Below are 24,787 nucleotides of genomic sequence, written 5' to 3'. Positions count from 1 at the left end.
ATTGCCAGCGCGGGCACAAGCCTTGTGCGTAGAGAAAAGATGATTACACCGTACGATGAAACCCCTTGGCGCTTAAGGCTGGAGATAACATGCTCGCTGCAATATTGAACGGCAAGCGCCGAGGTAGCGGCGTTGAAGGTAAGCACTCAAGCCTGGGAGATGCCACCGGGGCGGAAGACATCCTGACCGCCACCATCGTCGAGCGCCTGATTTACTTACCCGAATCTGTGCGTGACCGCTTCTTCTCTCAACTGTTGGGACCAGACAGATCGATCGGCACCTTGGAGGATTTCGAGTTCTGGCCATCATGGTGGCTTGACGGACGACGTGTCGAACCCGATGTGGTGCTGTATGGGTCGGAGCGTACGCTGCTGATCGAAGCCAAGCGCCACGACGATCTCCAACAGCAATATGCTGTACAGCTGGCAAATGAGTTGCGGGCTGGTTGGGCAGGCAAGCAGCTGGGTGAAGGCGCGATACTCCTCACCCTGGGTGGCCTTCAAGATTACACACAGAAAAGCATTGCTGAGCTCGAATCCCAAATCGAGAGAGAACTGTCCGGGGCAGGCTCAGATTACGAGTTGGCGTGCTGCAGCTGGTATCAGCTGTTCCAGGCTTTGGAGGCCGCGATTTCCAACGCATCTTCGGACTCATCGCCAGGCCTTCAGCGCCTGCTGGATGATGTTGCCGCCGCATACGAATGGCATGGACTGCGTATTACTCCCCGGCGCTGGTTAGGTCAATTGGCCCCAGTATCGATCGACGCTACGCGTTCTCCTGTCTTTGCGCCTGGAATCGTTAGCGACAAGCGAATCCCAAGCTGCGTAGCGACATCCCGCTTCCTATCAGATCTTTCTGAGCCTTCTATTCAATTTACCCAGTTTCCCATTGCAAGGTGGAGTTAACTAACTTGAACACTGCGACTTCAATCGACAGCGCTTTGCTCGATGTGCGCAAGGCCTATCGCCTGCTGGCGGATTATCAACAGCGGATTCTTGAGCTACTGGGCTTTATACGAGAGGAGTTCGGCGCCGATTACTACTCTCAGATATCGCGAAACCGTGTGCCCCGCAGCCTCGATGGGCTAGAGGTCAGCAACGGCGCAGGGCAACGTTTTCTGCCGTTCAACGACATTTCCGTGCTCTGGCTTCGTAACGGCGGGCAGGAAGACCCCGTGCATTGCCATGAGAAAGGTGATCTGTTGTTCGACGTTTGGGTCAGGAACGACACGGGCAATGGTGAAGACGCCGAAGAAGCATCAATCGTCGAGAACAGCCGAAGCGAGTTGCGCATCTATATCTTCCAATGCCTGGACCCCCACAAAGGGCCATACAACTGGCGCACCCAGGTCTGGGACCTGACGTACTATCCAGCAATGGGAGAGGTACACGAATGTGATGGAAATCCTGGCTATCGCGCCTACGCGGAGGCTTTGGACTTATCGGTATGCACCGATGAGAACGCCGTCCGCACCGCCTTGAACGCGCTGAGAAAGCGCGCGTCGGAGAAGCTTGATCAGCACATTTGATGCCTGAACGTGGGCTACTTTAACCCATCCTTCCCGATTTTTTCTGAAGACGGACGACGGTGCCTGCGGTCGGCGCACCGACGAATGGCATCAGCGCCCTGCCCCTTTGAGCAGCACTGCCAACTCCTGCAACGCCGCGACCAGCAGCTGCAGCTGACCGCCCTGCCAGCTCAGTGCCAGGTATTGCCGGTAGTGCCCCTGGACACTGAACCGCTCGCCAGGCAGGGCCTGCAGCGTGGGGCCGAGCGCTTCGGCCAGGTGCAGGTTGCAAGGTACAGGCTGGGCCAGCTTGAGCCATAGCACCTGCCCACCCTCAGGCCTGCTGAATGCTGCCTGCGTGCCCAGGCAGGCGGCCACCTGCTGGCACAACAATGCCATGCGCCCGCGTAATTCTTCGCGCACGTGGGTCAGGGCCTCGTCGATCTCGCCTTTGCCAAGCATCTGCGCCAGGGCCTGCTGGCGTAGCGGCGCCAGCTGGAACGCGCGCCGGTCGAATGCCTGGGCCACCGCCAACTGGCGGCTGAGCACATAGCCATAGGGCGCTTCGGCGCCCACCGCAGCCTCCAGCGAACCCAGCACCAGCAGCCAGCGCGGGTCAACCCAGTCACGCAGGCGTGAACAACGCGGGGTCGTGAAGCAGTGTTCGCTGTCCAGGTCGTTCTCCAGCAACCACACCGGCTGTTGGGCCAGCAGCCTGGCGAGCCGCTGCTGCTCCTGCCGGGCCATAAGGCGGCCCGTGGGCATGCCCAGGCACGAAGGCATCACCAGCATGCTGACCTGTTCCTGGCCGAGCACCCTGGCGATGGCTTCGACATCAACGCCGCCGCGGGCGTCCTCAGGCACTTCGAGTACGCGCAGGCCCGCCTGCTGCAGCCACCGCAACAGGCGCCAGCAACAGGGCGAGCCGACCAGCACGGTACAGCCCTGCAGCGCCAATGCGGCCAACAACGTTTCCAGCACGGCTTGAACATCCGGGCCCACCTGCACCTCTTCGGGCTGCCAGCATTGGCGGGAGGAACGGGTGTAACGCTCGGCCAAGGCCTGGCGCAGGCGCATAAGGCCATGGCCTGCAGGCAATCGCGAGCGGGCCAGCCGCCGCTCCTGGGCGAACAGTGCGCGCTCCAGCAACGGCACCGGCACACGCCCGGCCAGCCCCGGCGCTGCGCGCCTGGTAGCGGTCTGGGCGAAATAACCGGACTTGGGCACCGACAACACCCGCCCTTCATGTTCAAGCAAGCTGTAGGCTGCCTGCACGGTGGCCAGCGAAACCCGTAAGCGCCGCGCCAGCACGCGCAGCGAGGGCAAGCGCGGCGGCCCGCCCTGCCCGACGTCTTCGATCAAGCCTTCCAGGTAGCGGTATACCACCTGGTAGGCGAATTCTCGCTGCATCAGCCCAAGGCCTCGCCCGGTGGCGGCAGCAGGCGCAGTTCCACGTCACGCCGCGCCAGGCTCGCCAGCAGCCGCCGTGGGCCTTCATCCAGCCGCCCCGCGTAGAGGGTGCGCAGTTGCGCCAGGGCCAGGCCACTGGTGTTCACCAACCAGTCCTTGACCGCGTCGGGGCAAGGCTCGCCCTGCAAGGCGCGATGAAGGTACGGCAACGCAACCAGCATGTCGGCATGCCGGCTGCGCAGGAAACGCTCAAGGCCCTGACCGCGATCGACGAATGGGCGATACAGCAGGCATTCGAGCTGCACCGGGCCAATGCCGTAGGCCTTGCCCAAGCGCACCTGCTGCGCGGCCTGGGCCCTGTCCTCACCCTGATAACTGACCAAGCGCAGTGGCGCCCGCGGCAACAAGGGCGCCTGGCAGCGGGCTTGCAGTTCATGCAACTGCGCCAGGGCCAACGGGTCGAGAAACGCCGCCAGCGCGCTGCAGTCCTGCCCCGGTTCGAAGCGCCAACCCATCACCAGGTCCAGCTCGCCCTCGCTGAGCAGTTGCGGCAGCAGGTCGTCCAATGCCAGGACCCGCATCAAGGCCTGCGCCTCCGGCTCGATGGCCGAATGCGCCAACAAACCCGCCACGCCGTGCAACTGGCCAAGGCCGGCGAGCAGGCTGCCCATGCCAGCGTGCGAAGGGCCCGGGCCCGTTTCAACGCCCAGGCGCAACAACTTGCGTGCCCAGGCCAGAAAGCGCCGCCGCTGGCACCACGGCATGGCGGTTACCAGGGCATCGATGCAGGGTTGCCCGGCGAGCGCCAGGCGAATGGCATCGGCCAGCTCAAGGTGCATACGGCAACCCAGCAACACTTCGGGGCGAGCGTCCACCAGGTGGCCGAACTGCAGCAAGGCATCGCGCGCCTGCGGCCATGGCTCAAGCGCAAGCACCGGGCGGCGATGGAAAGGCACCAGGGTTCCAGCGCTGATCACCTCCAGCTGCACCCGCGGATCATCTTGCATGAACAAGGCGCTGAAACTGCGCTCATGCTGCTCCAACAGCGCACTGCTGGTCGCCGGCAGGCACGCCACCAGCACACGCAGCTTGAAGGTGACCGGTGCGCGCAAGGCGATACTCAACTGCGCCGCACGCAATACCGCCAGCAGGCGGGCACTGCGCCGGTCACTGCCCTGCACCACCAGCAACCTGAAGTTGCCGATGTAATCTGGCCCGCCTGCGGCCACCAGCAGGCGCTGAATCAACAATTGCAAGGACGCGCGCTGCGCTTGGGACATGTGCCGCAACAGGCGCTCCAGTACCTGTTGGTAGATGTAGTGCATGGCCTGATCGTGAATAATGCTCACACCACCCCCTCACATGGCCAGGAGGGGTAAGGGCTGCCGCCAGCCCATTGAAAGACGCGCTCCCGTCTGCATCGCACGCTCCTTGCGTTGTCGTTCTCCGCGCTATTATCGAATGTTGCAAGGCGATTAATAGATACAGATTCCGGCAAAAAAACCATTCAGCAAGGGTGCAGCAGCGTCTTCACTCGCGCAAAGCCCAAGTGGTTTCAGAACGTGTTCCCATCGCGAGCCACAGGCTTTCCCTGCCTCTTGTAGGAGCGGGCTTGCCCCGCGAAGCAAGCGGCGCGGTGAATGGCACCGGCTGCGCCGGTGTTCGCGGGTCAAGCCCGCTCCTACAGGGTTACAAGCACCCACAAAAAACCCGGGACAATGCCCGGGTTCTTGTACAACACGAAAGCAGGCTGTCAGGCCGAGGCCATATCCAACACCACCCGCCCCCCGCAAGGGCATTCATCCATGTACCGATGCGCCTCGACCACCTGGCCAAACGGGTACACCTTGATGATCTGCGGTGTCAGCAACTGATCGGCCGTGAACTGGTTGATATCGCGCAAGGCGCGGTGCAGGGCCACCTGGTCCTGGCTGATGCCCAGTTCCGGCTTGCCGGTGAAGTTGCCGATGCAGTGCACGTAGAACTGAATGTTCTTCTGGAACGCCGCGCACGCCGGGAACGGCGTCTGGTTGCCACCCTGCAGGCCGTACAGCACCAGGCTGCCACGTGGCGCCAACACGTCGCCAAGCAGCGACATCTGTGGCCCGCCCATGCCGTCGAGCACCATGTCCACGCCCCGCCCGTCGGTGTACTTGCCCACCTGCATCAGCAGGTCCTGCTCTTCGGTCACGATCACCTTGTCCGCGCCCAGCCCCAGCAGGTATTCACGCTGCTCAGGCTCCTTGGTCACCGCGAACACCTTCAGCCCCAGCGCCTTGCCCAGCTGCACGAAGGCCGGCCCGGCACAGTGGCTGGCATCGGTAACCAGCGCCGTTTGCCCGGCCTTGGCGCGAGCCAGGTCGACATAGGCGAAGTAGGCGATCAGCAGCGGCGTGTAGTGCACGCTGGCCTCGATCGGGGTAAGCACATCCGGGTAACGGGTAATGGCGGTGCGCGGCAGGACGATGACGTCGCCATACACCGGATGCTCGTTGGCGCTGGTGGCCGGGAAGCTGGCCACCCGGTCGCCCACCGCAATGTCGTCTACGCCGGCGCCAACGGCCGTGACCACCCCGGCCATCTCGTGGCCGATCCCGGCGGGCAGACGTGCCTGGGACGGCGCCAGGTTCTGCCGCCAGAGCACGTCATACCAGCTCACGCCGATCGCCTCGACGCGGATCTGCACCTCGCCGACGGCAGGTGACGGTTCGGCCTGCTCTTCGCAACGGAGCACGTCGGCAGCACCGAACTTGTGGAAACGGATGACGCGGGACATCGCATACCTCGCCTGTGTGAATCTCGTATTACCACGGACTTTATCCGGGCTTTTACCGTTAGACCATCAGTGGCTATTAATAGTCGACATGCCTGTCATCGATTGGGCACCTGACTTTCCTGTGCATTGGCCCCCGGAAATCGGTGCAGGGTAGCAGCCTTTGGCCTTAAGATTCACCCCTGCCCCACTTTAGGCGAAGCGCACCGATGAATCGAAACGACCTGCGTCGCGTAGACCTCAACCTGCTGATCGTGTTCGAAACCCTCATGCATGAGCGTAGCGTGACCCGTGCCGCGGAGAAACTGTTCCTCGGCCAGCCGGCCATCAGCGCGGCCCTGTCGCGCCTGCGCAACCTGTTCGACGACCCGCTGTTCGTGCGCACCGGCCGCAGCATGGAGCCGTCGGCCCGGGCCCACGAAATCTTCGCCCTGCTGTCACCGGCACTCGACTCGATCTCCACTGCCGTGAGCCGTGCTGCTGAATTCGACCCGGCCACCAGCAATGCGGTGTTTCGCATTGGCCTGTCGGACGACGCCGAATTCGCCCTGCTGCCACAACTGCTCAAGCGCATCCGCGCCGAAGCGCCGGGCATCGTTCTGGTGGTGCGCCGGGTCAACTACCTGCTGATGCCGACCCTGCTGGCCTCCGGCGAGATTTCCGTCGGCGTCAGCTACACCAGCGAGCTGCCGGCCAACGCCAAGCGCAAGATACTGCGCCGCAGCAAGCCCAAGCTGCTGCGCGCCGACAGCGTGCCGGGCAGCATCACCCTCGACGACTTCTGCGCCCGGCCCCATGCCCTGGTGTCTTTTGCCGGCGACTTGTCCGGGTTCATCGACGAAGCACTCGACGAGATTGGCCGCAAGCGCCAAGTGGTGCTGGCGGTGCCGCAGTTCAACGGCCTGGGGAGCTTGCTGGCGGGAACCGACATCCTCGCCACGGTGCCGGACTACACCGCCGATGCACTGACCGCAGCGGGCGGGTTGAGGGCCGAGGACCTGCCACTGCCGGTGCGCACCTTCGAACTGCACATGGCCTGGCGCGGGGCGCAGGACAACGACCCGGCAGAGCGGTGGTTGCGGTCGCGGATACAGATGTTCTTTGGGGATCCTGAGAGTCTTTAGGTTTCGTCAGGCAGGCTGTTCGGCTAATCATTCCTGCCTTTCCACAAACCATGGAGCTCCATTCACTTCCAGACGATTGCTACATTGGGGGCACATCTGAGGGCATGCTTTGGATGGTTTTAAAAGGATGCCCCCAGCCTAACGTCCAACAGTCCCCTTCTCGGACAATCCCCCGTTGCTGTTCCCAAGCCGACGTCGAGCGCTATCCGATCACTTCAGCTAATGGCTGAACCTCCGTACGAGAACAAGTGGGGATAGTCGAGTGATCGCCAATGGTGGTAGCGTGGAGCCATCAATGGATGTGTCCGTAAGCTTGCGCTTGCTCTTCACAAAGCCCGGCCGCCAACCTTCTTCATCGATACAAGGACGTCATGGTGAGTATTCCAAGCCCATCAAATAAAGGTGGGCCAGCAGCTCGACAGGGTTTCAAATACCAGGATCACGTCGCCGTTGCGTTTATTTTGAAGATGCTGCGTGACAGTACCTATCTCCAAGTGGAATGCGAAACCGCTGATGACATCGTCGCGGTTTCTGAGAATGCAGGGGAAACTCTCAATGAGTACATTCAGGTCAAGACCACCGAAAATGATAAGAAGTGGAACCTGACCGAGTGCACCACCCTAGAGAAGCAGAAAGCTGACTCCTCCTTGTTTCAGAAGTCATTAAAATGCGATGTACGACCGGGTATAGCCTGCTTCAGAATCGTGTCCAAGCGCGATATCGCAAAGGCACTGGAGTATTTCGCCAAGGAACTGGACAGACGGGTTACCCCCGACCTAGCCACGCAGCGAGGACTGACACTGGCCAAGCAGCTCAAGACTGTGTCTGCCAGAGGGCGTGACTTTTCCTATTGGGCAGACAATTTCGTCTGGCAGGTTTGCGGTGATGTTTCGTCGCTGGAGGCAACGAATCTGCGTGTACTTGCTGAGGTTATCGATCTGTACGGGGAGACCCCTTCTCATCGCCAGCAGAAAGAGATCTACGATGCCTTCTTGGCTTGGGCCGACGACGCTGCAACTGCTGATGTCAAAACCGTACCCGAGAAGAAAATAATCAGCCGTGTTGCAGCCCTCGCGCGACTGAAAGCTCTACTTGGTGCAGCTGCCAAGCACTCTGCCGCCTTTGCCAAACCATACAAGACCAAGCCTGATCCGTTCCTGGTGGAGTTTCACACGACCACGGAGGATGGTTTGCTACGTACCCTGTCTGGCTTTGACGTCGAGTACGATTTCGAGGAGTGGCGAGCCCAACAACTAGCGGAGCACTTGCTGCAGTGGCTGCCTGAATTCTGTCTACGTGCGAGCGAAATCGCCAATTTCCAGATACACCACACGCCAACGGCATTGGCGCGATCCATCGACACGTTGACCCAAGCCGCCGTACCTCGGGATCGATTGATTGCAGAGTTGATATTGCATGCCATCCTGCGAAGTCGGGAACACAGCGAGCCAATCGCATGTAAGGTTTTCTATGCGGTCAACGGCAAGCTTTCCGAGTTCGGCAATGCGCACATCGTCCAGAAACCGGGTGAAGCAGACCAGCTATGGCTTGGTTTGTCGCGGATGATTTCCACCGGAACGATGGATCAGACACTGAAAGAAATTTGCGATGTGCTCGATGCCACCATCTCCAGAGCAGCGCTAACTGAGGAGCGAGAGATCATCATCACGCTCCGCGAGCCTCATCACCACCTACCCACGGCCGAAGCCTTCAACAAAGCCTTGCACCGCAATGCTCCTGCGCAGGAAATGCTAAGTGTGTTGTGCTTCCCGATCCTGCTCGCCTACGACAGCGACGCGTTGTCCGAGGGGTACCTGTCTGATTACCTGGCTAGCCTCAAGACAGAGGTTACCCAGCACTACAATGCGTTGGCCAATACATTACCGTCAAAGATCAAACAAGTCCGGGTAGTGGTCTTCCTGGTGCCGATCGAGAGCATCCACCAGCTCGTTCAGAAATTTAATACGCTCTGCAAGGCTGCTAGCTGATATGAAATACGATCTCGTCAAACAGCAGCTAGAGAACCTTAACGATCTCAAAAGTGACAAATCCGGCCTACTCATGGGGATGAGCTCTATCGTGAACAAGGGTCATCCCGAATGGGAGGGCCGTGACCTGGTCATTCGGGCGCTTGACAAGTTCGAGCTGTTCGATGAAGTCGAACAGTCGTTGCTGCTCAGCCTAGTACGTACCGTTGGACTGTTCCCCTACATCACCCCACATGTCGAGAGCGTTTCGTTCCTCGACCGGTTGGCCTATGAGGTTCATCGAGTGGAAGGGATTGAGAAAGGCATGGTTTTTCATCGCCTGCAGGCACATGTTTTCCATTTGTTGATGCAAGGCAGAAACGTCGTACTAAGTGCCTCGACCAGCGTCGGTAAGAGCCTGGTGATTGATGCTGTCCTCGCACAGGGCAAGTTCCGAAAGGTTGTAGTGATCGTGCCTACGATCGCCCTCATTGATGAAACTCGCCGGCGGCTGGTCAGACGCTTTCGTCAGCAGTGCAACATCATCACGCACCCTAGCCAAGCGGCAACAGACGCCCCTATTAATGTGTACTTGCTGACCCAGGAGAGGGTGCTCCAGCGTGATGACCTGGGTGATGTTGATTTCTTCGTCATTGACGAGTTCTACAAGCTCGACCTTGCCAGCGATTCTGACGAAAAGAATCGATCTATTGATCTCAGCCTTGCTTTTCACAAGCTTGCGAAGCTGAATGCTCAGTTCTATCTACTCGGCCCACACATTCAGAACATCCAAGGCCTGGATGGGTATGAGTACAATTTCATTCCCTCGAACTTTTCGACCGTGGCAGTCGACGTGACGCACTACAACCTGCGAACGCGCGGCGACACGCGAAAGGATAAGCTTCTTGAACTGTGCTCGCAGATCACCTCTCCTACCCTGATCTACTGCCAGTCACCGGCAAGCGCAAATCGGGTCGCGCAATATTTAATCGATGAGGGGGACTTCTCTGCGCTTGATGGCACCCGTGAAATTTCAGAATGGATTGCGGATAACTATCATCCTGCCTGGAACGTAGCGAAGGCGATTTCGCTAGGCATCGGCATTCACCACGGCGGTGTACCAAGGGCCATCCAGCAATATTTTGTGAAGTTGTTCAACGAGCGAACCATTCGCTACATCATCTGCACGTCCACCATGATCGAGGGGGTGAACACGTCGGCAGAGAACGTCATCATCTATGACCGAAGAATCAACAACAGTCCCTTTGATTTTTTCACCTTCAAGAATATTTCCGGACGCGCCGGGCGAATGAATCAATACTTCATCGGTAAGGTTCATATGCTGGAGGAGCCACCAGAGGAGAAGAGCCTCATAGTCGAGTATCCAATCGGCTTGCAAGACGGGACGTCCCCTATAGGACTGCTCATGAAACTCGAACCCGAATACCTCACCGACCAGTCGCGGCAGCGTCTTGAGGCTGCCTATGCGACGCCTCAACTGTCCGTCGCGACGCTGATCGAAAACAGGCACATTCCAGTCGAACGTCAGGTCGAATTGGCCGACCGCATTCTGCGAGAGCTCGCGCTGGGTCGCGTATGGCTCACGTGGAAAGGTAACCCAGAGCAAAAGCAACTTGAGTATCTCTGTACTCTGATCTATGAGCACCTTCCTCATCGGCTGCCGGAGTATGGTATCCATTCAGGGCTGCAACTCGCTTGGCATATCAATGCCCTCAGAGCCCAGAAAGACTTCAAGGCCTATCTCCAGCAGGCGATTGATGAGGATGGCTCCGACCGGACTCCCAGCGAGTCGATAGGGCAACGGCTCAAGCTCATACGCAACGTCATTTCATACCGCCTTCCCCGAGACATCATGGCGTTGAGCAAGATCCAAGCGGACGTTTTGACCCGCAGGGGCATCGAGCCAGGGGACTTTGGCTTTTTCGCCGAGCAGCTTGAAAACCTGTTCCATGATCCGCTGCTCACCGCGTTGGATGAGTACGGTGTGCCGACCCAGATCTCCTCGAAATTCAAAGGGGCGATCTTGCCTTCAGAAAACCTTACCCAACTACTCGACAAGTTACGCGCATGGGCACCTAGAATCGAATCGGCGCCGTTGACACACTTCGAAAAAAGCATCGTAAGGTGGGCTGTAGACGAAATCTAACAGGGAGTATTGCGGCCACTCACCCGCAACCTGACACCCTCTAAAGTCGTAGTGCGTGCTCTGAAGGATAAGAGATCTATTTCCCAAATTGCGTCGGCAAGCTCATATCACTTGGGCATGACAGATACCTTCACCTAACAACGCCTTCACTTATTATCAACCGCTATCAAGCGGGCACAAAATCACTTGCCAACCGACTCGTTAGGGTTAATCGCCAACCACGGTGCGCAAGAAAAGGAGACACCACACCCATGATGAGAGTCTTACGCAAACGCGCTTCACTCCCTAGGCCGCTGACCGACGAGCAGGTACGCAGAGCCAAGGAACGACTGGCTGACCATTACCGCCTACCTCCTGAAGAGCGCGCGCGTCGACGCCCACCACTTGAGCCCGACATTTGGAAATCTGCACTTGTCCAAGAGGCGCTGTACAGGGTTTTTCTCAGCAAATGTGCATATTGTGAGACCGCCCTCCATGGGAAGAACCCCACGGAGATTGTGCATCACAGACCGTTAAGTAATGCATTACAAAATGATAGGCGTGAAAGCGAAAGCCATAGTTCTGACCATTACAGTTGGTTCGCTTATGAGTGGGAGAACTTATTTCATTCCTGTGTCGAATGTAACCGCAGCAAACGCAACATATTTCCCGTGAAAGGCCCTCGCGCCAGAGTCCGCAGCACTTGGTCAGAAACAGAGACCTTTGAACAGGCGCTGTTAATCAACCCCTGCAACACAGAACCCAATAAGCACCTTCGCTTCGAGTTCAATGGAACGGCTATCGGCGTGGACCCTATAGGTCGAGGCACCATTGACACGCTTGCACTCAATCGAAGTGAACTGATTTACGCCAGAGCAAAAAAAATTCAACGCTGCTTAGATCTGCTACAAATAGGAAGAGGCAGAGATTATCAAGGGGACTACGAAGAGTTCCGCACGGAACTGGAGGATAGTAGTGAATTCTCTGGCGTAGCCCGTATCTTTTTCTTTAATTTCATGTCTCGCTATGCCCAGTCAGCCAAGCTTGCCAAGCCAAAGTTAAAAAGCATCGAGGATGATGCCATCGAGTTAGTGTATGGCGCTGACGATCAACAATGGCAAGAGCTTCTGGACTCAGCGACGTCTCAAACCCTGTACGCACATGACGAGCCACTCGAGCTAGTTTCCGAGTTGCGCACGCTGCCGCTACGCCCCGAGCCACGAACCTCACTCCTGCGCCGCATTAGCATCCGCAATTTCAAGGGTATTCCCCAGCTAGACCTCGATATTCCTGCCACGTCCCCAGATGAAGCGGGCGCGCCGTGTGCCACGTTGCTAGGAGAGAACTCCACCGGCAAAAGTACGACCCTCCAGGCTGTGGCGCTCAGCCTAATGGGCGATACCATGCGCACTCGGTTAGGAGTGTCTGCTGAAGACTTTCTTCCCCGTGAAGTGGAAGGATGGTATTTGAACGATACCGTTACCCCGGAGGTGGTTCTCGAGTTTGACACTGGCGAGCCGATTCGCTTCCACATCGACCCGTTGACCAAGCGCTTCGTCGGTGAAGAACAACCCGCGCTAGTGTTATTCGCCTTCGGTGCACGCCGGTTCTTCGGCAAAGAAACGGCCCGTCGACAGCACATTTCGGCAGTAAAATCATTGTTCGACCCCTTTGCCAATCTGCCCCATCCAGGCCGTTGGTTACAGAGCCTTGATGACGCGAGCTTCGACGCCCTTGCACGTGCAATGCGAGAGGTACTGATCTTGAAGCACGACGACAACATCGGCAGGGACGCCGAGGGTCGACTCTACGTTCATGCGCACGGCCGTGAAACGCCCCTCGAGCGACTCAGCGATGGCTACCGTTCACTGATGGCCATGGTCTTGGCAGTGATGCGCGGCATGCTTGAGGAATGGGGGGATCTGGAATACGCGCGCGGGCTCGTGTTGATTGATGAAATCGAAACCCACTTGCACCCACGCTGGAAGCTGCAGGTGATGTCCGCCCTGCGAAGGGCGATGCCCAATGTGCAGTTTATTGTGACTACCCATGACCCACTCTGTTTACGTGGTATGCGCGGCGATGAAGTCAAGGTGCTTGTGCGAAACGAAACGCAAATTATCGAAGTCCTGAACGACCTGCCGGACGTCCGAGGGCTTCGTGCAGAACAGTTATTGACCTCTGACTATTTTGGTTTGTCGAGCACCGCCGACCCTGATCTGGAACAGGTGCTGGAACAAATCGCATTGCCTACCCACGCTCGCTCTGCGCTGTCCCACCATGATCAGCGAACACTCGGACATCTTCGTTGGCTCGGTGACACGCCTGCTGAACAGATCCTCAACGAAGCCCTGCGCCGCTTTATTGAGGAAATGAATGCCTCATCCGAGGTTGCTCGAGGTCAAGTCCGAGAAGAGGCCGTGCAAGGTGTGCTGGCCAAGCTTAAGACCCTGCAACGGAGCCGCCGCCCATGAGGTGGGTAGATCGACGGGATGTTCCCGTCCCAGCATCCCTAGCCGGATCCACAAGCCTGGCCGCCCGCGAACGTGAGCGGGCGACCCAACACTTTAGGACTACTCCCACCACTAAGTTCAAATTCAAGGCCTATCGGCAGGATGATGTTGCCACGGCATTAAATACGTTGTTCTTTGGCAAATGCGCCTATTGCGAGTCCAGCATTCGGGCCGTTCAACCGACCGATATTGAGCACTTCCGCCCGAAAGGACGCGTTGCTGGCTGCCCTGAGCACCCAGGGTATTGGTGGCTCGCCGCGAGCTGGGAAAACTTACTTGCCAGTTGCATCGATTGTAATCGACGGCGCTACCAGGACGCTCAGCAAACTGAACAAACCCCACTGGAAGATGAGGTTGAGGGACAGTTTTATTTAGGTAAAGGCGATTTGTTTCCCATATTGGGGCCACAGCGCGCCTTTGGTGCGAGTGATAATCATGAAGCCGAAGACCCCGCGCTCATTGATCCTACTCGACGCGATCCCAAGCAGCACTTGAAGTGGATGCTGGAGCAAGAGCTGAGCGTGGTCGGACCTCAAGTGCATGCAGGTCAGATTGACCCCTACGGCCACCACACCTACCGAGTCTTTGGCCTGAACCGGCAGGGCTTGGTGGAGCAACGCACCGCACGCTGGCGCGAGATCAAAGCGCAGATCGCCTCTATCGAGAGCCAACTCGACCTGGCCATCACCATGCCTGAGCCACATGCCACAAACTTGCAGAACCTGGCATTTCAGCAGGTTGATGCGCTTTACGCCTATGCGGCGCCTGATAAGCAATATTCGGCCATGGTGGAAGACTTGTTGGCTGCCGAAGTTGAGCGATTACTAGCGAAATACCAACGGTTGGGGATCGTGTCCCGGGAAGTGGTGTAACTCATCCTGCGGCGCTATTCAGAGTCCTCCCCGCCGATGCTTGATCAGCAGAAAATCAAGATTGACCGCGTAAGGATTATTCCTTACCATTCAACCAATACATCCGGGAGAACGCCATGCCTGCCATCCACGAAATCGCCACGTTGACCTCGAAGGGGCAGGTCACACTGCCCAAATCCGTTCGCCAGCTACTGGGCATTGACACAGGTGGCAAGATTGCATTCGACGTACGCGGCGGTGAAATCGTGGTCAGCCGCGTAGACACCACCCACGAAGACCCTGCAATCGGTGCGTTCCTGGGATTGCTGGAGGCTGATATCCGAAACGGACGCAACCTCACTACCCTGCCGGAAGACTTGGCGCAAACCATGCTCGCCAATGCAGAACACCCTGTAAACCTGGACGAGGATATCGATGGTGAGGTCGCGATCTGATGGTGCGACATGGCTGGACACTGTTGTTCCATGAAGGTGTGACTTTACAGCTACGCAAATTGCAAGAAGCCGCCGCACGGGCCGAGCAGAACGACCCGCAAGGTTTTGAAAGCAATGCCAACGTGAAGCTGTTTCGGGCATTGAGCCATCTGATCATGGAGGCTGTGCCTGCCGACCCGGGCCGTGATGAGTTCCGCCAAGGCAACACGCTGGGCACTGCCTACCGACATTGGCGGCGCGCGAAAATCGGCAGGCGCTTTCGGCTGTTCTTTCGCTACGATTCGAGGTCCAAGGTCATCGTCTATGCGTGGGTCAACGACGAAAATACCCTACGGTCCGCAGGCAGCAAATCCGATCCCTACGCGGTATTCGAGAAGATGCTGGACCGCGGCAACCCTCCTGATGACTGGGATGCGCTGACTGCTGTGACGCGTAGCGACTGGGACGAGCCCAAAGCATAAATTGCGCAAGTGGGTGAGGGATTGCACCTTTGAAACCGATCCCTCCTTGTTGCGTCCACTGCAATCCACTCGTAGCTGCTGTTGAAAGGGGTACATCTGCGGGTACAAATCCAACTTCCCATGCATAACCATTTGATTTATATGGATGCCCAAATGTTTTTTGGCAGCGATGAAAACATGTGAGCCAAAAGCTTGGGAGTGCTTGAGTGTAGCCCCGTGCTTTGGGTTACCAAATTCCTAACCACTGTACGAGAGTGGTTTGGGGATCCTGATAGCCTTTAAGCTGCGCACGGCACATTGATGCCGCAGCAAAGCTGCTCCGAACCAGCGCCCCACTCGGTCGTCACAGTCGGGTCCATAAACCCGCCTCGCTATGGCTACCAAACAGTTGCCGAGGATGACTTGATCAGTGATTCACCGCCAATTCCTTGAATAGGCCGACGATAGAGTCCACCATGGACAAAAATAGCACGCACCCGTGGTTGTAGAGCCCTATGTCCCAGGGAGCGATCACGCCCCCAATTCCAACTTTTGGCGGAAGATGAATATCGAGAATTACAAGGCAATCGCTGACAGCATTGCGCTGCTGCTTTTCCCACACGCGGAAGTCATCGTGCACGAGGTGAAAAGCCAAACAGTCGTTCACATAGCCAACAATTTTTCGAAGCGCAAGCTGGGCGACGACTCAGCGCTGGACCAGGAGCTCGGGGAGTTTCGTAGCTCCGCAAGCATTGGCCCGTACGAGAAGATCAACTGGAATGGGCAGAAAATCCGCTCAATCACCAGCGTCCTGTACGATCAGGACGGACAGGCCGAGTACTTGCTCTGCATCAATTTGAATTTTTCGGTGTTGGAGCAAGCGCGAGAAGCGCTGGACGCTTTCTTCCAGGTCAGCCGCTTGATCCCTCAGCCAGACGCGCTGTTCAAGGATGACTGGCAAGAGCGGATCAACACCTTCCTGCACACTTGGCTCAAGGAACGCAATCTCTCACTGCGCACGTTGAAGATGAAAGACAAGCGCACCCTCGTTGAGGCGCTCCACGCAGAAGGCGCATTCGAGGGTAGAAGTGGCGCGGATTATGTGGCCAATGTTCTCAGCATGGGCAGGGCGACTGTCTACAAGTACCTCAAGGAGCTGAGAGCCTAGCGCCCTCAAATACGAAGGGACCACCAGTCGTTGGCCGGTCCCTCGCCATCACTGCTCGCAAGCGTAAGACGCTTCAGTCTGCTGCAACCACTCCCACCTTGCGCCTCAGGCCAGGCAAGCGCAGCTCGCTCACGATCATGCCCAATACAATCAGACATGCCCCCAGGATGTTCATCGAGGTGAAGCGGTCTCCGGCGAGCAGATAGCCAAAATAGCCACTAAAGATCGGCTCGCATACAAGCAGCAACGCTACCTTCTGTGCCGGCAGCACCATCTGAGCCCGGGTCTGCACCAGGTAAGCAACAGCGGTTCCTACCACAGCGATAATCAGGACTGTCAGAAGTGACGAACGGTCCTGCGGCAGCGAAAACTCCCCTGCAGCCAGGCTCCAAACCAGTGACAGCACACCCACGGTGAGCAGTTGGATGAATGCCAGAACCAGAGAAGTCGAGCCAAACTTGATCTTGGATAGCACGATGATGTGGATTGCGAAAAACACAGCACATCCGAGGATTAGCAGGTCTCCGTAATGGATCGCGTAGTCCTGGAGGCTGAGAAAGCCCAATCCACACAATGCAGTACTAGCCCCCACCACCTGCTTGGCTTTAGGCCGCTCAGCACCGATCAAAAATAGGAAGCAGGGAGTCAAAACCACCGAAAGTCCAGTAATGAATCCCGCGTTGGAGGGTGTCGTGTGGGCCAAGCCCGACGTTTGGAACGCAAAAGCGATAAACAGCATAAGACCTGCGAACACCCCTGCACGCCAGTCCCGTCTACTAAGCGATTTGAGATGCTTGATCGCCCATGGGAGTAGCGCAACTGCGGCGATGATAAAGATGAACGCATTGAGCGCCGAAGCACTATTCGAGTGCAAGCTCTGTTGTTTGGCGACAAAGCTCCATCCCCATACCGCGGTAATGGCTATCAGGGCAAAGGTCCAAACCTGGTTGGGCTTCACGGCAGCATCCTCCACTGTGCTGTTTACGGGAGGCGGATGCTACTGGGCTAGACATTAAAATATCCACTAGAGATTTTTCGTCCACACAGAGTTTTTGTTGCCTGAAGTCGCTGAAAGCCTTGATTTAGAGGGTTCTATCTACCCAACGACTGTGTCGAGGCGCGCCTAAATTTCGACATCCGGACGTCTGAAGGCTCTTGTTTGATAGAGAAAATGTGTCTACCGTAGACACATATTCCACTTCAGAGACATACATGATGTCGATTCAGACTCGCTTCACGGACCTGCCTCCCCTCGGCCCCGGTAATACGGTTCGCCTGCTTACCCATGAATTCACCGGACATGAATCTGCCCGTAGCGCCTATATCCAAGCCGGCCTTCATGCGGATGAGCATCCAGGGCTGCTGACTTTGTGGCACCTGCAGGAAATGCTGGTTGACCTGCACCAGGAAGGTCGAGTCTTGGGCAAGATCGTCATCTGTCCATTCGCGAATCCAGTGGGAATGACGCAGAACGTGCTCGGGTTCTGGACCGGCCGTTTCAACCTGGCTAACGGTGAAAACTTCAACCGCAATTTTCCAGACCTCATCCCGATGCTGGAGGCTCAGCATATCGACAACAGTGCGGTGCTGTCGGAGCAGAAACTGCAGGCCGCGATTAACGCCCTGCCGACCACGGATACCGTCAGCGCGCTGCGCAAAGCGCTCCTAAGCGAAGCGCTTCAACATGACGTCGTGCTGGATCTGCATTGCGATACTGCAGGTGTGCTCCACCTGTACGCAAATCAGGCCCAGCGTGACCGGGCAACCAGACTCGCTGCCTGCATGAACATCGATGTTGTCTTTCTTGAGCACTCCGCAGGAGGCCAACCTTTCGATGAGTCGTGTAACCGTCCATGGAACTGGCTCATCGACCAAGGTTTGAGTTCTCAAGCAGAGCGTCCTTTCGCTGCGAGTATCGAGCTGCGTGGACAAGCAGATGTGAATGACGAACTGGCAAAACAGGACGCGAAAGGGATCCTCAACTTCTTGGCAAGCGAGGGGCTGTTGCGTCTTGACGATCAGCCTCCAGCGAAAGGCTCGCCTCAAGTCTACCCACTTGAGGGCGCGAGCCACTTGCCCTCTCCAGGACATGGTCTGCTGGCCTGGAAAAAACGACCCGGGGACCGCGTTTCAAAAGGCGAATTGATCGCCGAGCTCGTGCCGATCGACGCCTCGATCGGCACCCCGAGAATTCCTATTCACAGCGATGTAGATGGCGTCCTCGTGGTTCAACCGCTCTTCAAGCTAGTGCGAGCCGGCCAACGCGTAGCACTGCTTGCCGGTATCGAACCCTTTTCCAATCGACGAGCCGGCCAATTGCTCAATCACTTCTGAATTTACGAAGGGTTAAAAAATGACTGTCGACGCTAAATACCTCTTTTCGCTATACGAGGCGATTGCCGAAGCGCACCAAGCACTGCGCCCAGAAGTGAGTGTTACCCCGCTCACCCATAGCGCTCGTCTGTCCGCAATGACGGGTTGCCATGTGTACCTCAAATGTGAGCACCTCCAGCACACGGGCTCGTTCAAGTTCCGCGGAGCCAGCAACAAAGTCCGTCTGTTGCCCGAAGCGCAGCGCAAGCTGGGTGTAATCACTGCTTCATCGGGTAACCACGGACAGGGCCTGGCGCTTGCCGGCAAAGTCCTGGGGGTACCGGTCACGGTCTACACCACCACATCTGCATCCGCTTACAAGCTGGATGCCATTCGGGCCCTCGGCGCAGAAGTCGTGAGCCTCGACATGGATCCGCTGAGCGTGGAGCTTGAGGCTGCTCGCCAGGCTGAGCTCCAAGGTAAGCCATTTGTTTCGCCGTACAACGACCCAGAAATCATCGCGGGCCAGGGCACGATCGGCATTGAGCTCTTCGAACAGGCTCCGGATCTGGATGCTGTATTCGTCGCCGTTGGCGGTGGGGGCATGATTTCCGGAATCGGCGCTGCCTTGCGCGCGCTAAACCCGAAGATCGACATCATTGGTTGCTGGCCAGCTAACGCCCCAACCATGCAGAAATCGCTCGAAGCTGGCGAGATCATCGAAATGGAAGAAGACGACACCATTTCCGATGGCACCGCGGGCGGCATCGAACCGGGCAGCATCACCTTCCCGCTCTGCCAGAGCCTGCTAACGAGGACGGTGCTGGTCAGTGAGGAAGAGATCAAAGCGGCGATGCGCGATATCGCTAGCTGCGAACGCTGGATCATCGAAGGCGCTGCCGGCGTCGCGGTGGCCAGCATGCAAAAACTGGCAAAGGAATACCGGGGCAAGCGCGTCGCGGTGGTCATTTGCGGCCGCAACATCCTTCTCGAAAAATTCCTTGGGGCAGTTCAATGAAAGTCTTTAGCAAAGAGCAAATCATCTCTCAACTCAACCTGGAGCTGGCAGTACAGCGCCTGGAAGAGGGCTTCATTGCCTTCTCTGCAGGTAAGGTCCAGGTTCCACCAGTTCAGGCGTTTGCATTCACTGCCGCGAATGGTGACTGCTGCGTGAAGTCGGCATATGTGGAAGGAAGCGACACCTTCACCGTGAAAATCTCGACCGGCTTCTACGACAACCCGTCCAAAGGCCTGGAAAGCAACGACGGTCTGATGATGGTGTTGTCTGCCACGACTGGGCAGCCACTCGCGCTGATGCAGGATGAAGGCTGGCTGACATGCATCCGCACTGCCTTGGCTGGCCGTATCGCAGCCCGCCTGCTGGCTCCTAAAAACGTCAAAGCAATCGGCATCCTCGGTGCCGGCATGCAGGCGCGGATGCAGCTGGAGCAACTGGGTGCTGTTACTACGTGCCGCAAGGTCATCGTGTGGGGCCGCAGTGACGCTGAGCTCGAAGCTTACAAGGCCTTCGCCACCGGGCTGGGGTATCAGGTGCAGACCACCAAAAATGCCGCCGATGTTGCCCACGGCGCAAACCTGATCGTTAGCGCAACCCCCTCCCGCGAACCTCTGTTGAAAAGCGAGTGGGTACAGCCTGGCACGCACATCACTGCTGTCGGTGCCGACGCTGCAGGTAAACAGGAGCTCGACGCTGCGCTTGTCGCTCGGGCAGACCGCATCATCGTCGACTCGATCTATCAGTGCAGCCAGTACGGCGAAATCTCTCATGCACTCAAGGCTGGCTTGATCGGTGAAAGCCAACTTGCTGAACTGGGTGCACTGCTTGCAGGCAACGTGAGTGGCCGGGATAACGACGATCAAATCACCCTGGTTGACCTCACCGGTGTAGCTGTCCAAGACGCTCAGATTTCGAGCTGTGCATTGGCCTCCATGAAAGGCTGATCATCCCGCCCCTTCGCATTCTCGCGCCCTGCTTCCAAGGTGCGGGGTGCATTACTGCTGGAGTGACATCATGATAATAAAAAAACTCTCCACCCTCTTCTCAAGCTCAGCACTCGCACTTCTCTTAGCATCCCAAGCTCTCGCGGCCGATAGTTTGCGCATTGGCATCGAGGCCGCCTACCCACCCTTCGCATCCAAAACCGATACCGGAGAGATCGTTGGGTTCGATTACGACATCGGCAACGCTTTGTGTGCGCAAATGCAGGTCAAGTGTCAGTGGGTCGAACAAGAGTTTGATGGCCTAATCCCCTCGCTGAAGGTAAGGAAGATCGATGCCATCATTTCGTCGATGACGATCAGCGAGGAACGAAAAAAGTCTGTTGACTTTACTAATCGCTATTACCTCTCTAATGGACGAATCGTAATGAATGAAGGGGCAGACCTGGGCACCGATTTCTCAGGGCTGGCCGGTAAGCGAGTAGGCGTGCAAAGAGCAGGGATTCACGACCGATTCGCAACAGAAATACTGGCTCCGATCGGGGCGCAAATTATTCGCTACGCCTCTCTGAATGAAGCGTATCTGGACCTGATTGCCGGGCGACTGGATGCGGTCCAAGGTGACGATGTGGCAGTCCGGATAGGTTTTCTTGATACTCCAAATGGAAAAGGCTACGCCTTCGCTGGTAAACCGTTGCAAGAACCAAAATACTTTGGCGACGGTGTAGGTATCGCAGTGCGCAAGGGAGACAAAGTACTAGCGGAGCGCTTTAACCAAGCGCTGACGGCTATTCGCGCTAACGGCGAGTACAAAGCCATTCAAGATCATTATTTCAAATTCGATATTTACGGAGAGTAAGAGCCCAGTCTCTCAGCTCGAATAAATTAAGGCGCTAATAACGATAAATAGGCGACCCTGATGAATTTTGACTTCCTGGAAACAACCGCTCTCAACGGGATGCTTGACGCCTTTGAGCAATGTACGAGCCAAGTGGTAGAGCGGCAGGCAACTTCTGCAGGCTTCTTTACAGTCATAAAATGTGAAAAATCCATATTACCTTTTTCTCAGGAAAGCGAAAGGACATGGCAGTTCTCACATCCCGACTTGATTGATGGTGGATTCTTTGTATGCTGGCCACTCAGCGAGGTAGAGATTTGCCTTGAAGCTGTTTCTAATTCTGGGCATTGGCCTTTAGAGGTCAAGGTGATCCCACCACCAGAATCCCGTTTACGATAACTCGCGAAGCCACTTGACAACGACGCCGCCGTCCGTCCCCTCTGCTCCTTCAGTTAACCGAACCCTAAAGCTGGCTTAACCAAATAAGCCTATACCTCTGTCTTTTACGAGGATAGTCTTGACTGGTAGCAACACAAAATAAGTACAACGTCCACCTCGCTGAATTCGCTACTGCCCATCTCTTACGCCAACAAAAATTACGAGGACAAAACAATGTCCCGTGGAGATAGCAAATGCCCACCTCTTCGGTTGAACCGCGTCAACCCGCTTTACTCGAAAAACGCTCTATTGACCACATTCCAGAATCTGAACGACATGGCAGTCTTTATAGCCAATTCACGCTATGGCTCGGCAGCAACCTGCAAATTACCGCGCTGTTGACTGGCTCTCTTGCAGTCGTTCTGGGCGGGGACGTGTTCTGGTCGCTGATTGGTTTGTTGATTGGACAGATTTTTGGGGGCGCCGTCATGGCCCTGCATGCCGCACAAGGACCGAAGCTTGGTCTCCCCCAGATGATCTCAAGCCGAGTCCAGTTTGGCGTGTACGGGGCAACGATCCCTATTGTGCTGGTTGCCCTAATGTATCTGGGGTTCAACGCAACGGGTGCCATTCTCTCTGGCCAAGCCGTGGCGCAACTGGTCGGGGTGAGCAACAGCGGCGGTATTCTTATCTTTGCCAGCTTGACCATGCTCATGACGATCATGGGCTACCGCTTCATTCACATCGCAGGTCGCGCAGCGAGCGTGGTGGGTATCATCGCGTTCTGCTATCTGTTTGTCCGCCTCATGATGACCAATGATGTTGGCCAACTCATGGCGATCCGTCACTTCGCCTGGGGTAGCTTCCTCTTGGCCGTGTCGCTTTCGGCCTCATGGCAAATCGCATTTGGCCCATACGTTGCGGACTATTCCCGATACCTTCCTAGCAAAACTTCTCCCTTTAAAACCATTTTGGCTGTCGGACTTGGCTCTGTCATCGGCGCGCAAATTTCAATGGTTCTTGGAGTGTTCGCAGCCGCCCTGGCCGGGGCTAGTTTCGCCGGCCATGAGGTGTCCGTAATCGTAGGCCTCGGTAGCAAGGGGCTGGCAGCTGCGCTGATCTACTTCAGCATTGCTTTTGGCAAGCTCACGATCTCGACACTCAACGCATACGGCAGCTTCATGTGCGCCGCCACGGTCATCAGTGGTTTCCGCGGGGATGTGGCAATCAGCGCTGCGAAAAAGGTGTGTTTCGTGCTCTGTATTGTCGGCGCATCCACCACCGTTGCATTGCTCGGTGAGGATTCGTTTATCGGAACCTTCAAATCGTTCATATTGTTCTTGCTGGCATTCTTCACGCCGTGGAGCGCGATTAACCTTGTTGACTTCTACTTCATCAACAAGGAGCAATATAACCTCGATGCCTTGTTCGACCCCAACGGGCAATATGGCCGCTGGAACATGGTGGGGATTGGCACTTACATTTTCGGCATTTTCATCCAGATGCCCTTTATTTCTACCAGTCTGTACACCGGCCCCTGGGTCGAGAAAATGGGTGGAGTAGATACTTCCTGGATTATCGGGCTCATCATACCTGGGGCTATCTACTACATACTTGCGAAGCGAAACATGTCGAGCGCACCTGCCCATGCACACCCTAATACTTAAAAGCATGTGCATAAGCAAGCCGCTCGCTCATGCGTTGGCACCACCCCCATCTTCAATGAAATGGACACCCACAAGTTACTTTCATTTTTTGACAACCTAGCTTTCGCAACTGGCGATTTATTTGAGCGCAGGCTGTTCATACCCTGATCTTGGCAATGAGGCATAACAGAAGCAGAGCCAACATCATTGCCCTTTCCGCTCGGTCTACTGCCTCGTAAGTTGGTAATTCTCAAATATTTTCACCTGCAATACGCTCCTTAATGACAAACATAAAAAGTCGGCCAATAAAGGTCGACGTGGAGACCTTCATGACTAACAAAAATCCACAGCCTATTGATGCGGCCCTGGTGCCACGCTTTGCAGGCATCCCCACATTCATGCGGCTACCTGCTTTCGAAGACCCATATCAGGTTCGCATCGGTTTGGTAGGCGTTCCTTGGGATGGCGGTACAACTAACCGCGCTGGCGCACGTCACGGACCACGTGAGGTACGGAACATGTCCAGCCTCATGCGCAAGGTTCATCACGTGAGCCGTATCGCGCCCTATGACTTAGTCCGCGTCGGAGACCTCGGCGATGCTCCCGTCAACCCGATCGACCTTCTCGATTCGCTGAAGCAGATCGAAGGGTTCTTCAGCAAACTGCACCAGGCTGGCGTCATCCCCTTGTCCGTAGGCGGTGATCACCTGGTCACCCTGCCGATCTTCCGCGCTCTCGCCCGTCATCGCCCAATCGGTATGGTGCATTTCGATGCTCACTCCGACACTAATGATCGCTACTTCGGCAACAACCCCTACACCCATGGAACGCCCTTCCGCCGTGCGATTGAAGAAGGTCTGCTGGACCCGCGGCGCACCGTGCAGATCGGCATTCGCGGCTCGATCTACTCGGCCGAAGATGAAGCGTTTGCTGAGGAATGTGGGATCCGGGTGATCCACATGGAGGAGTTCTGCGATCTCGGCGTAGAAGGCACCCTGGCAGAGGCCCGCCGTGTCGTTGGCGACGACCCTACCTACATCAGCTTCGACGTTGACGTCTTGGATCCGGCATTTGCTCCAGGAACCGGCACACCAGAAATCGGCGGGATGACAACGCTGCAAGCCCAACAGATGATCCGCGGTCTGCGCGGTTTGAACCTGGTAGGTGCTGACGTCGTTGAGATTTCGCCACCGTTCGACATGGGAGGCGCCACAGCACTCGTCGGCGCAACGATGATGTTCGAACTGCTCTGCATCCTCGCGGATGCTCTGGCTGACCACGCCTAAGTCGAGGAGAAGC

21 protein-coding genes are annotated in these 24,787 nt (G+C 56.8%); 17 read left to right on the top strand and 4 right to left on the bottom strand.

The features are described from left to right. Positions 1-89 precede the first annotated feature (89 nt). Positions 90-905 (top strand): hypothetical protein, encoded by an 816-nt coding sequence (locus tag F3J44_RS14230; protein ID WP_167273393.1) that lies wholly within the window; start codon positions 90-92, stop codon positions 903-905. Between the two features lie 5 nt (positions 906-910). Next, complete coding sequence (locus F3J44_RS14225; RefSeq protein WP_167273390.1) at positions 911-1,528, top strand: hypothetical protein; 618 nt, start codon at positions 911-913, stop codon at positions 1,526-1,528. A gap of 90 nt (positions 1,529-1,618) precedes the next feature. Here F3J44_RS14225 and F3J44_RS14220 read toward each other — a convergent pair whose 3' ends face one another. The 3 genes from F3J44_RS14220 to F3J44_RS14210 form a co-directional block, all read right to left on the bottom strand. Further along, positions 1,619-2,917, bottom strand: a complete 1,299-nt coding sequence (locus F3J44_RS14220) for an aminotransferase class I/II-fold pyridoxal phosphate-dependent enzyme (protein ID WP_167273388.1) — start codon at positions 2,915-2,917, stop codon at positions 1,619-1,621. Then, positions 2,917-4,266: a hypothetical protein gene (locus F3J44_RS14215; protein ID WP_167273385.1), complete on the bottom strand. Its 1,350-nt coding sequence runs from the start codon at positions 4,264-4,266 to the stop codon at positions 2,917-2,919. Before F3J44_RS14215 ends, F3J44_RS14220 begins: the two co-directional genes overlap by 1 nt. A 404-nt stretch (positions 4,267-4,670) precedes the next feature. Continuing rightward, positions 4,671-5,693, bottom strand: a complete 1,023-nt coding sequence (locus F3J44_RS14210; RefSeq protein ID WP_167273383.1) for a zinc-dependent alcohol dehydrogenase family protein — start codon at positions 5,691-5,693, stop codon at positions 4,671-4,673. Between the two features lie 206 nt (positions 5,694-5,899). On the opposite strand from F3J44_RS14210, the gene F3J44_RS14205 reads away from it, so the two are divergent. From F3J44_RS14205 to F3J44_RS14170, 8 genes are all read left to right on the top strand, one after another. Next, a complete protein-coding gene (locus tag F3J44_RS14205) occupies positions 5,900-6,814 on the top strand; it encodes a LysR family transcriptional regulator (RefSeq protein WP_167273380.1) in 915 nt (304 codons plus the stop codon). A gap of 371 nt (positions 6,815-7,185) precedes the next feature. Then, positions 7,186-8,802 (top strand): dsDNA nuclease domain-containing protein, encoded by a 1,617-nt coding sequence (locus F3J44_RS14200; protein ID WP_167273378.1) that lies wholly within the window; start codon positions 7,186-7,188, stop codon positions 8,800-8,802. 1 nt (position 8,803) lies between these two features. After that, a complete protein-coding gene (locus tag F3J44_RS14195; protein ID WP_167273373.1) occupies positions 8,804-10,948 on the top strand; it encodes a DEAD/DEAH box helicase in 2,145 nt (714 codons plus the stop codon). Positions 10,949-11,199: 251 nt separating this feature from the next. Continuing rightward, positions 11,200-13,401 carry an AAA family ATPase gene (locus tag F3J44_RS14190; protein ID WP_167273370.1) on the top strand — a complete coding sequence of 734 codons (2,202 nt, stop codon included), beginning with the start codon at positions 11,200-11,202 and terminating at the stop codon, positions 13,399-13,401. Next, positions 13,398-14,312, top strand: coding sequence for a hypothetical protein (locus F3J44_RS14185; protein ID WP_167273368.1), 915 nt, complete (start codon positions 13,398-13,400; stop codon positions 14,310-14,312). The genes F3J44_RS14190 and F3J44_RS14185 overlap by 4 nt, the downstream gene beginning before the upstream one ends. A gap of 116 nt (positions 14,313-14,428) precedes the next feature. Then, complete coding sequence (locus tag F3J44_RS14180) at positions 14,429-14,746, top strand: type II toxin-antitoxin system PrlF family antitoxin (protein WP_167273364.1); 318 nt, start codon at positions 14,429-14,431, stop codon at positions 14,744-14,746. Further along, positions 14,746-15,207: a type II toxin-antitoxin system YhaV family toxin gene (locus F3J44_RS14175; RefSeq protein WP_167273361.1), complete on the top strand. Its 462-nt coding sequence runs from the start codon at positions 14,746-14,748 to the stop codon at positions 15,205-15,207. Before F3J44_RS14180 ends, F3J44_RS14175 begins: the two co-directional genes overlap by 1 nt. 541 nt (positions 15,208-15,748) lie before the next feature. Next, complete coding sequence (locus F3J44_RS14170; RefSeq protein ID WP_167057325.1) at positions 15,749-16,354, top strand: transcriptional regulator; 606 nt, start codon at positions 15,749-15,751, stop codon at positions 16,352-16,354. Positions 16,355-16,427: 73 nt separating this feature from the next. Here F3J44_RS14170 and F3J44_RS14165 read toward each other — a convergent pair whose 3' ends face one another. Then, a complete protein-coding gene (locus F3J44_RS14165) occupies positions 16,428-17,312 on the bottom strand; it encodes a DMT family transporter (RefSeq protein WP_167273358.1) in 885 nt (294 codons plus the stop codon). A gap of 254 nt (positions 17,313-17,566) precedes the next feature. On the opposite strand from F3J44_RS14165, the gene F3J44_RS14160 reads away from it, so the two are divergent. The 7 genes from F3J44_RS14160 (at position 17,567) to speB (ending at position 24,774) form a co-directional block, all read left to right on the top strand. Further along, positions 17,567-18,688 (top strand): succinylglutamate desuccinylase/aspartoacylase family protein, encoded by a 1,122-nt coding sequence (locus tag F3J44_RS14160; protein ID WP_205299884.1) that lies wholly within the window; start codon positions 17,567-17,569, stop codon positions 18,686-18,688. A 19-nt stretch (positions 18,689-18,707) separates the two neighbouring features. Further along, on the top strand, positions 18,708-19,685 hold the full coding sequence (locus F3J44_RS14155; RefSeq protein WP_167273356.1) for a threonine/serine dehydratase: 978 nt from the start codon (positions 18,708-18,710) through the stop codon (positions 19,683-19,685). Further along, entirely contained in the window at positions 19,682-20,629 is a 948-nt protein-coding gene (locus F3J44_RS14150; RefSeq protein ID WP_167273353.1) for an ornithine cyclodeaminase family protein, read from the top strand. Before F3J44_RS14155 ends, F3J44_RS14150 begins: the two co-directional genes overlap by 4 nt. A gap of 70 nt (positions 20,630-20,699) precedes the next feature. Next, complete coding sequence (locus tag F3J44_RS14145) at positions 20,700-21,485, top strand: ABC transporter substrate-binding protein (protein WP_167273350.1); 786 nt, start codon at positions 20,700-20,702, stop codon at positions 21,483-21,485. A gap of 60 nt (positions 21,486-21,545) precedes the next feature. After that, positions 21,546-21,863: a hypothetical protein gene (locus F3J44_RS14140; protein ID WP_167057340.1), complete on the top strand. Its 318-nt coding sequence runs from the start codon at positions 21,546-21,548 to the stop codon at positions 21,861-21,863. Between the two features lie 233 nt (positions 21,864-22,096). Next, on the top strand, positions 22,097-23,509 hold the full coding sequence (locus F3J44_RS14135) for a cytosine permease (protein WP_167273346.1): 1,413 nt from the start codon (positions 22,097-22,099) through the stop codon (positions 23,507-23,509). A gap of 308 nt (positions 23,510-23,817) precedes the next feature. Then, positions 23,818-24,774 carry an agmatinase gene (gene speB, locus F3J44_RS14130; RefSeq protein ID WP_167273344.1) on the top strand — a complete coding sequence of 319 codons (957 nt, stop codon included), beginning with the start codon at positions 23,818-23,820 and terminating at the stop codon, positions 24,772-24,774. The last annotated feature ends 13 nt before the right edge of the window (positions 24,775-24,787 follow it).

Origin of the sequence: Pantoea sp. Tr-811, assembly GCF_011752535.1 — a bacterium.
Taxonomy (GTDB): Bacteria; Pseudomonadota; Gammaproteobacteria; order Pseudomonadales; family Pseudomonadaceae; genus Aquipseudomonas.
This window is presented reverse-complemented; position numbering and strand designations above follow the sequence as displayed.

Excerpts from the sequence above, each read along its gene's own strand:
- F3J44_RS14230 (WP_167273393.1), top strand. The coding sequence starts at position 90 with ATGCTCGCTGCAATATTGAACGGCAAGCGCCGAGGTAGCGGCGTTGAA.
- F3J44_RS14220 (WP_167273388.1), bottom strand. The coding sequence starts at position 2,917 with ATGCAGCGAGAATTCGCCTACCAGGTGGTATACCGCTACCTGGAAGGC.
- F3J44_RS14210 (WP_167273383.1), bottom strand. The coding sequence starts at position 5,693 with ATGTCCCGCGTCATCCGTTTCCACAAGTTCGGTGCTGCCGACGTGCTC.
- F3J44_RS14205 (WP_167273380.1), top strand. The coding sequence starts at position 5,900 with ATGAATCGAAACGACCTGCGTCGCGTAGACCTCAACCTGCTGATCGTG.
- F3J44_RS14200 (WP_167273378.1), top strand. The coding sequence starts at position 7,186 with ATGGTGAGTATTCCAAGCCCATCAAATAAAGGTGGGCCAGCAGCTCGA.
- F3J44_RS14195 (WP_167273373.1), top strand. The coding sequence starts at position 8,804 with ATGAAATACGATCTCGTCAAACAGCAGCTAGAGAACCTTAACGATCTC.
- F3J44_RS14190 (WP_167273370.1), top strand. The coding sequence starts at position 11,200 with ATGATGAGAGTCTTACGCAAACGCGCTTCACTCCCTAGGCCGCTGACC.
- F3J44_RS14185 (WP_167273368.1), top strand. The coding sequence starts at position 13,398 with ATGAGGTGGGTAGATCGACGGGATGTTCCCGTCCCAGCATCCCTAGCC.
- F3J44_RS14180 (WP_167273364.1), top strand. The coding sequence starts at position 14,429 with ATGCCTGCCATCCACGAAATCGCCACGTTGACCTCGAAGGGGCAGGTC.
- F3J44_RS14175 (WP_167273361.1), top strand. The coding sequence starts at position 14,746 with ATGGTGCGACATGGCTGGACACTGTTGTTCCATGAAGGTGTGACTTTA.
- F3J44_RS14170 (WP_167057325.1), top strand. The coding sequence starts at position 15,749 with ATGAATATCGAGAATTACAAGGCAATCGCTGACAGCATTGCGCTGCTG.
- F3J44_RS14160 (WP_205299884.1), top strand. The coding sequence starts at position 17,567 with ATGATGTCGATTCAGACTCGCTTCACGGACCTGCCTCCCCTCGGCCCC.
- F3J44_RS14155 (WP_167273356.1), top strand. The coding sequence starts at position 18,708 with ATGACTGTCGACGCTAAATACCTCTTTTCGCTATACGAGGCGATTGCC.
- F3J44_RS14150 (WP_167273353.1), top strand. The coding sequence starts at position 19,682 with ATGAAAGTCTTTAGCAAAGAGCAAATCATCTCTCAACTCAACCTGGAG.
- F3J44_RS14145 (WP_167273350.1), top strand. The coding sequence starts at position 20,700 with ATGATAATAAAAAAACTCTCCACCCTCTTCTCAAGCTCAGCACTCGCA.
- F3J44_RS14140 (WP_167057340.1), top strand. The coding sequence starts at position 21,546 with ATGAATTTTGACTTCCTGGAAACAACCGCTCTCAACGGGATGCTTGAC.
- F3J44_RS14135 (WP_167273346.1), top strand. The coding sequence starts at position 22,097 with ATGCCCACCTCTTCGGTTGAACCGCGTCAACCCGCTTTACTCGAAAAA.
- speB (WP_167273344.1), top strand. The coding sequence starts at position 23,818 with ATGACTAACAAAAATCCACAGCCTATTGATGCGGCCCTGGTGCCACGC.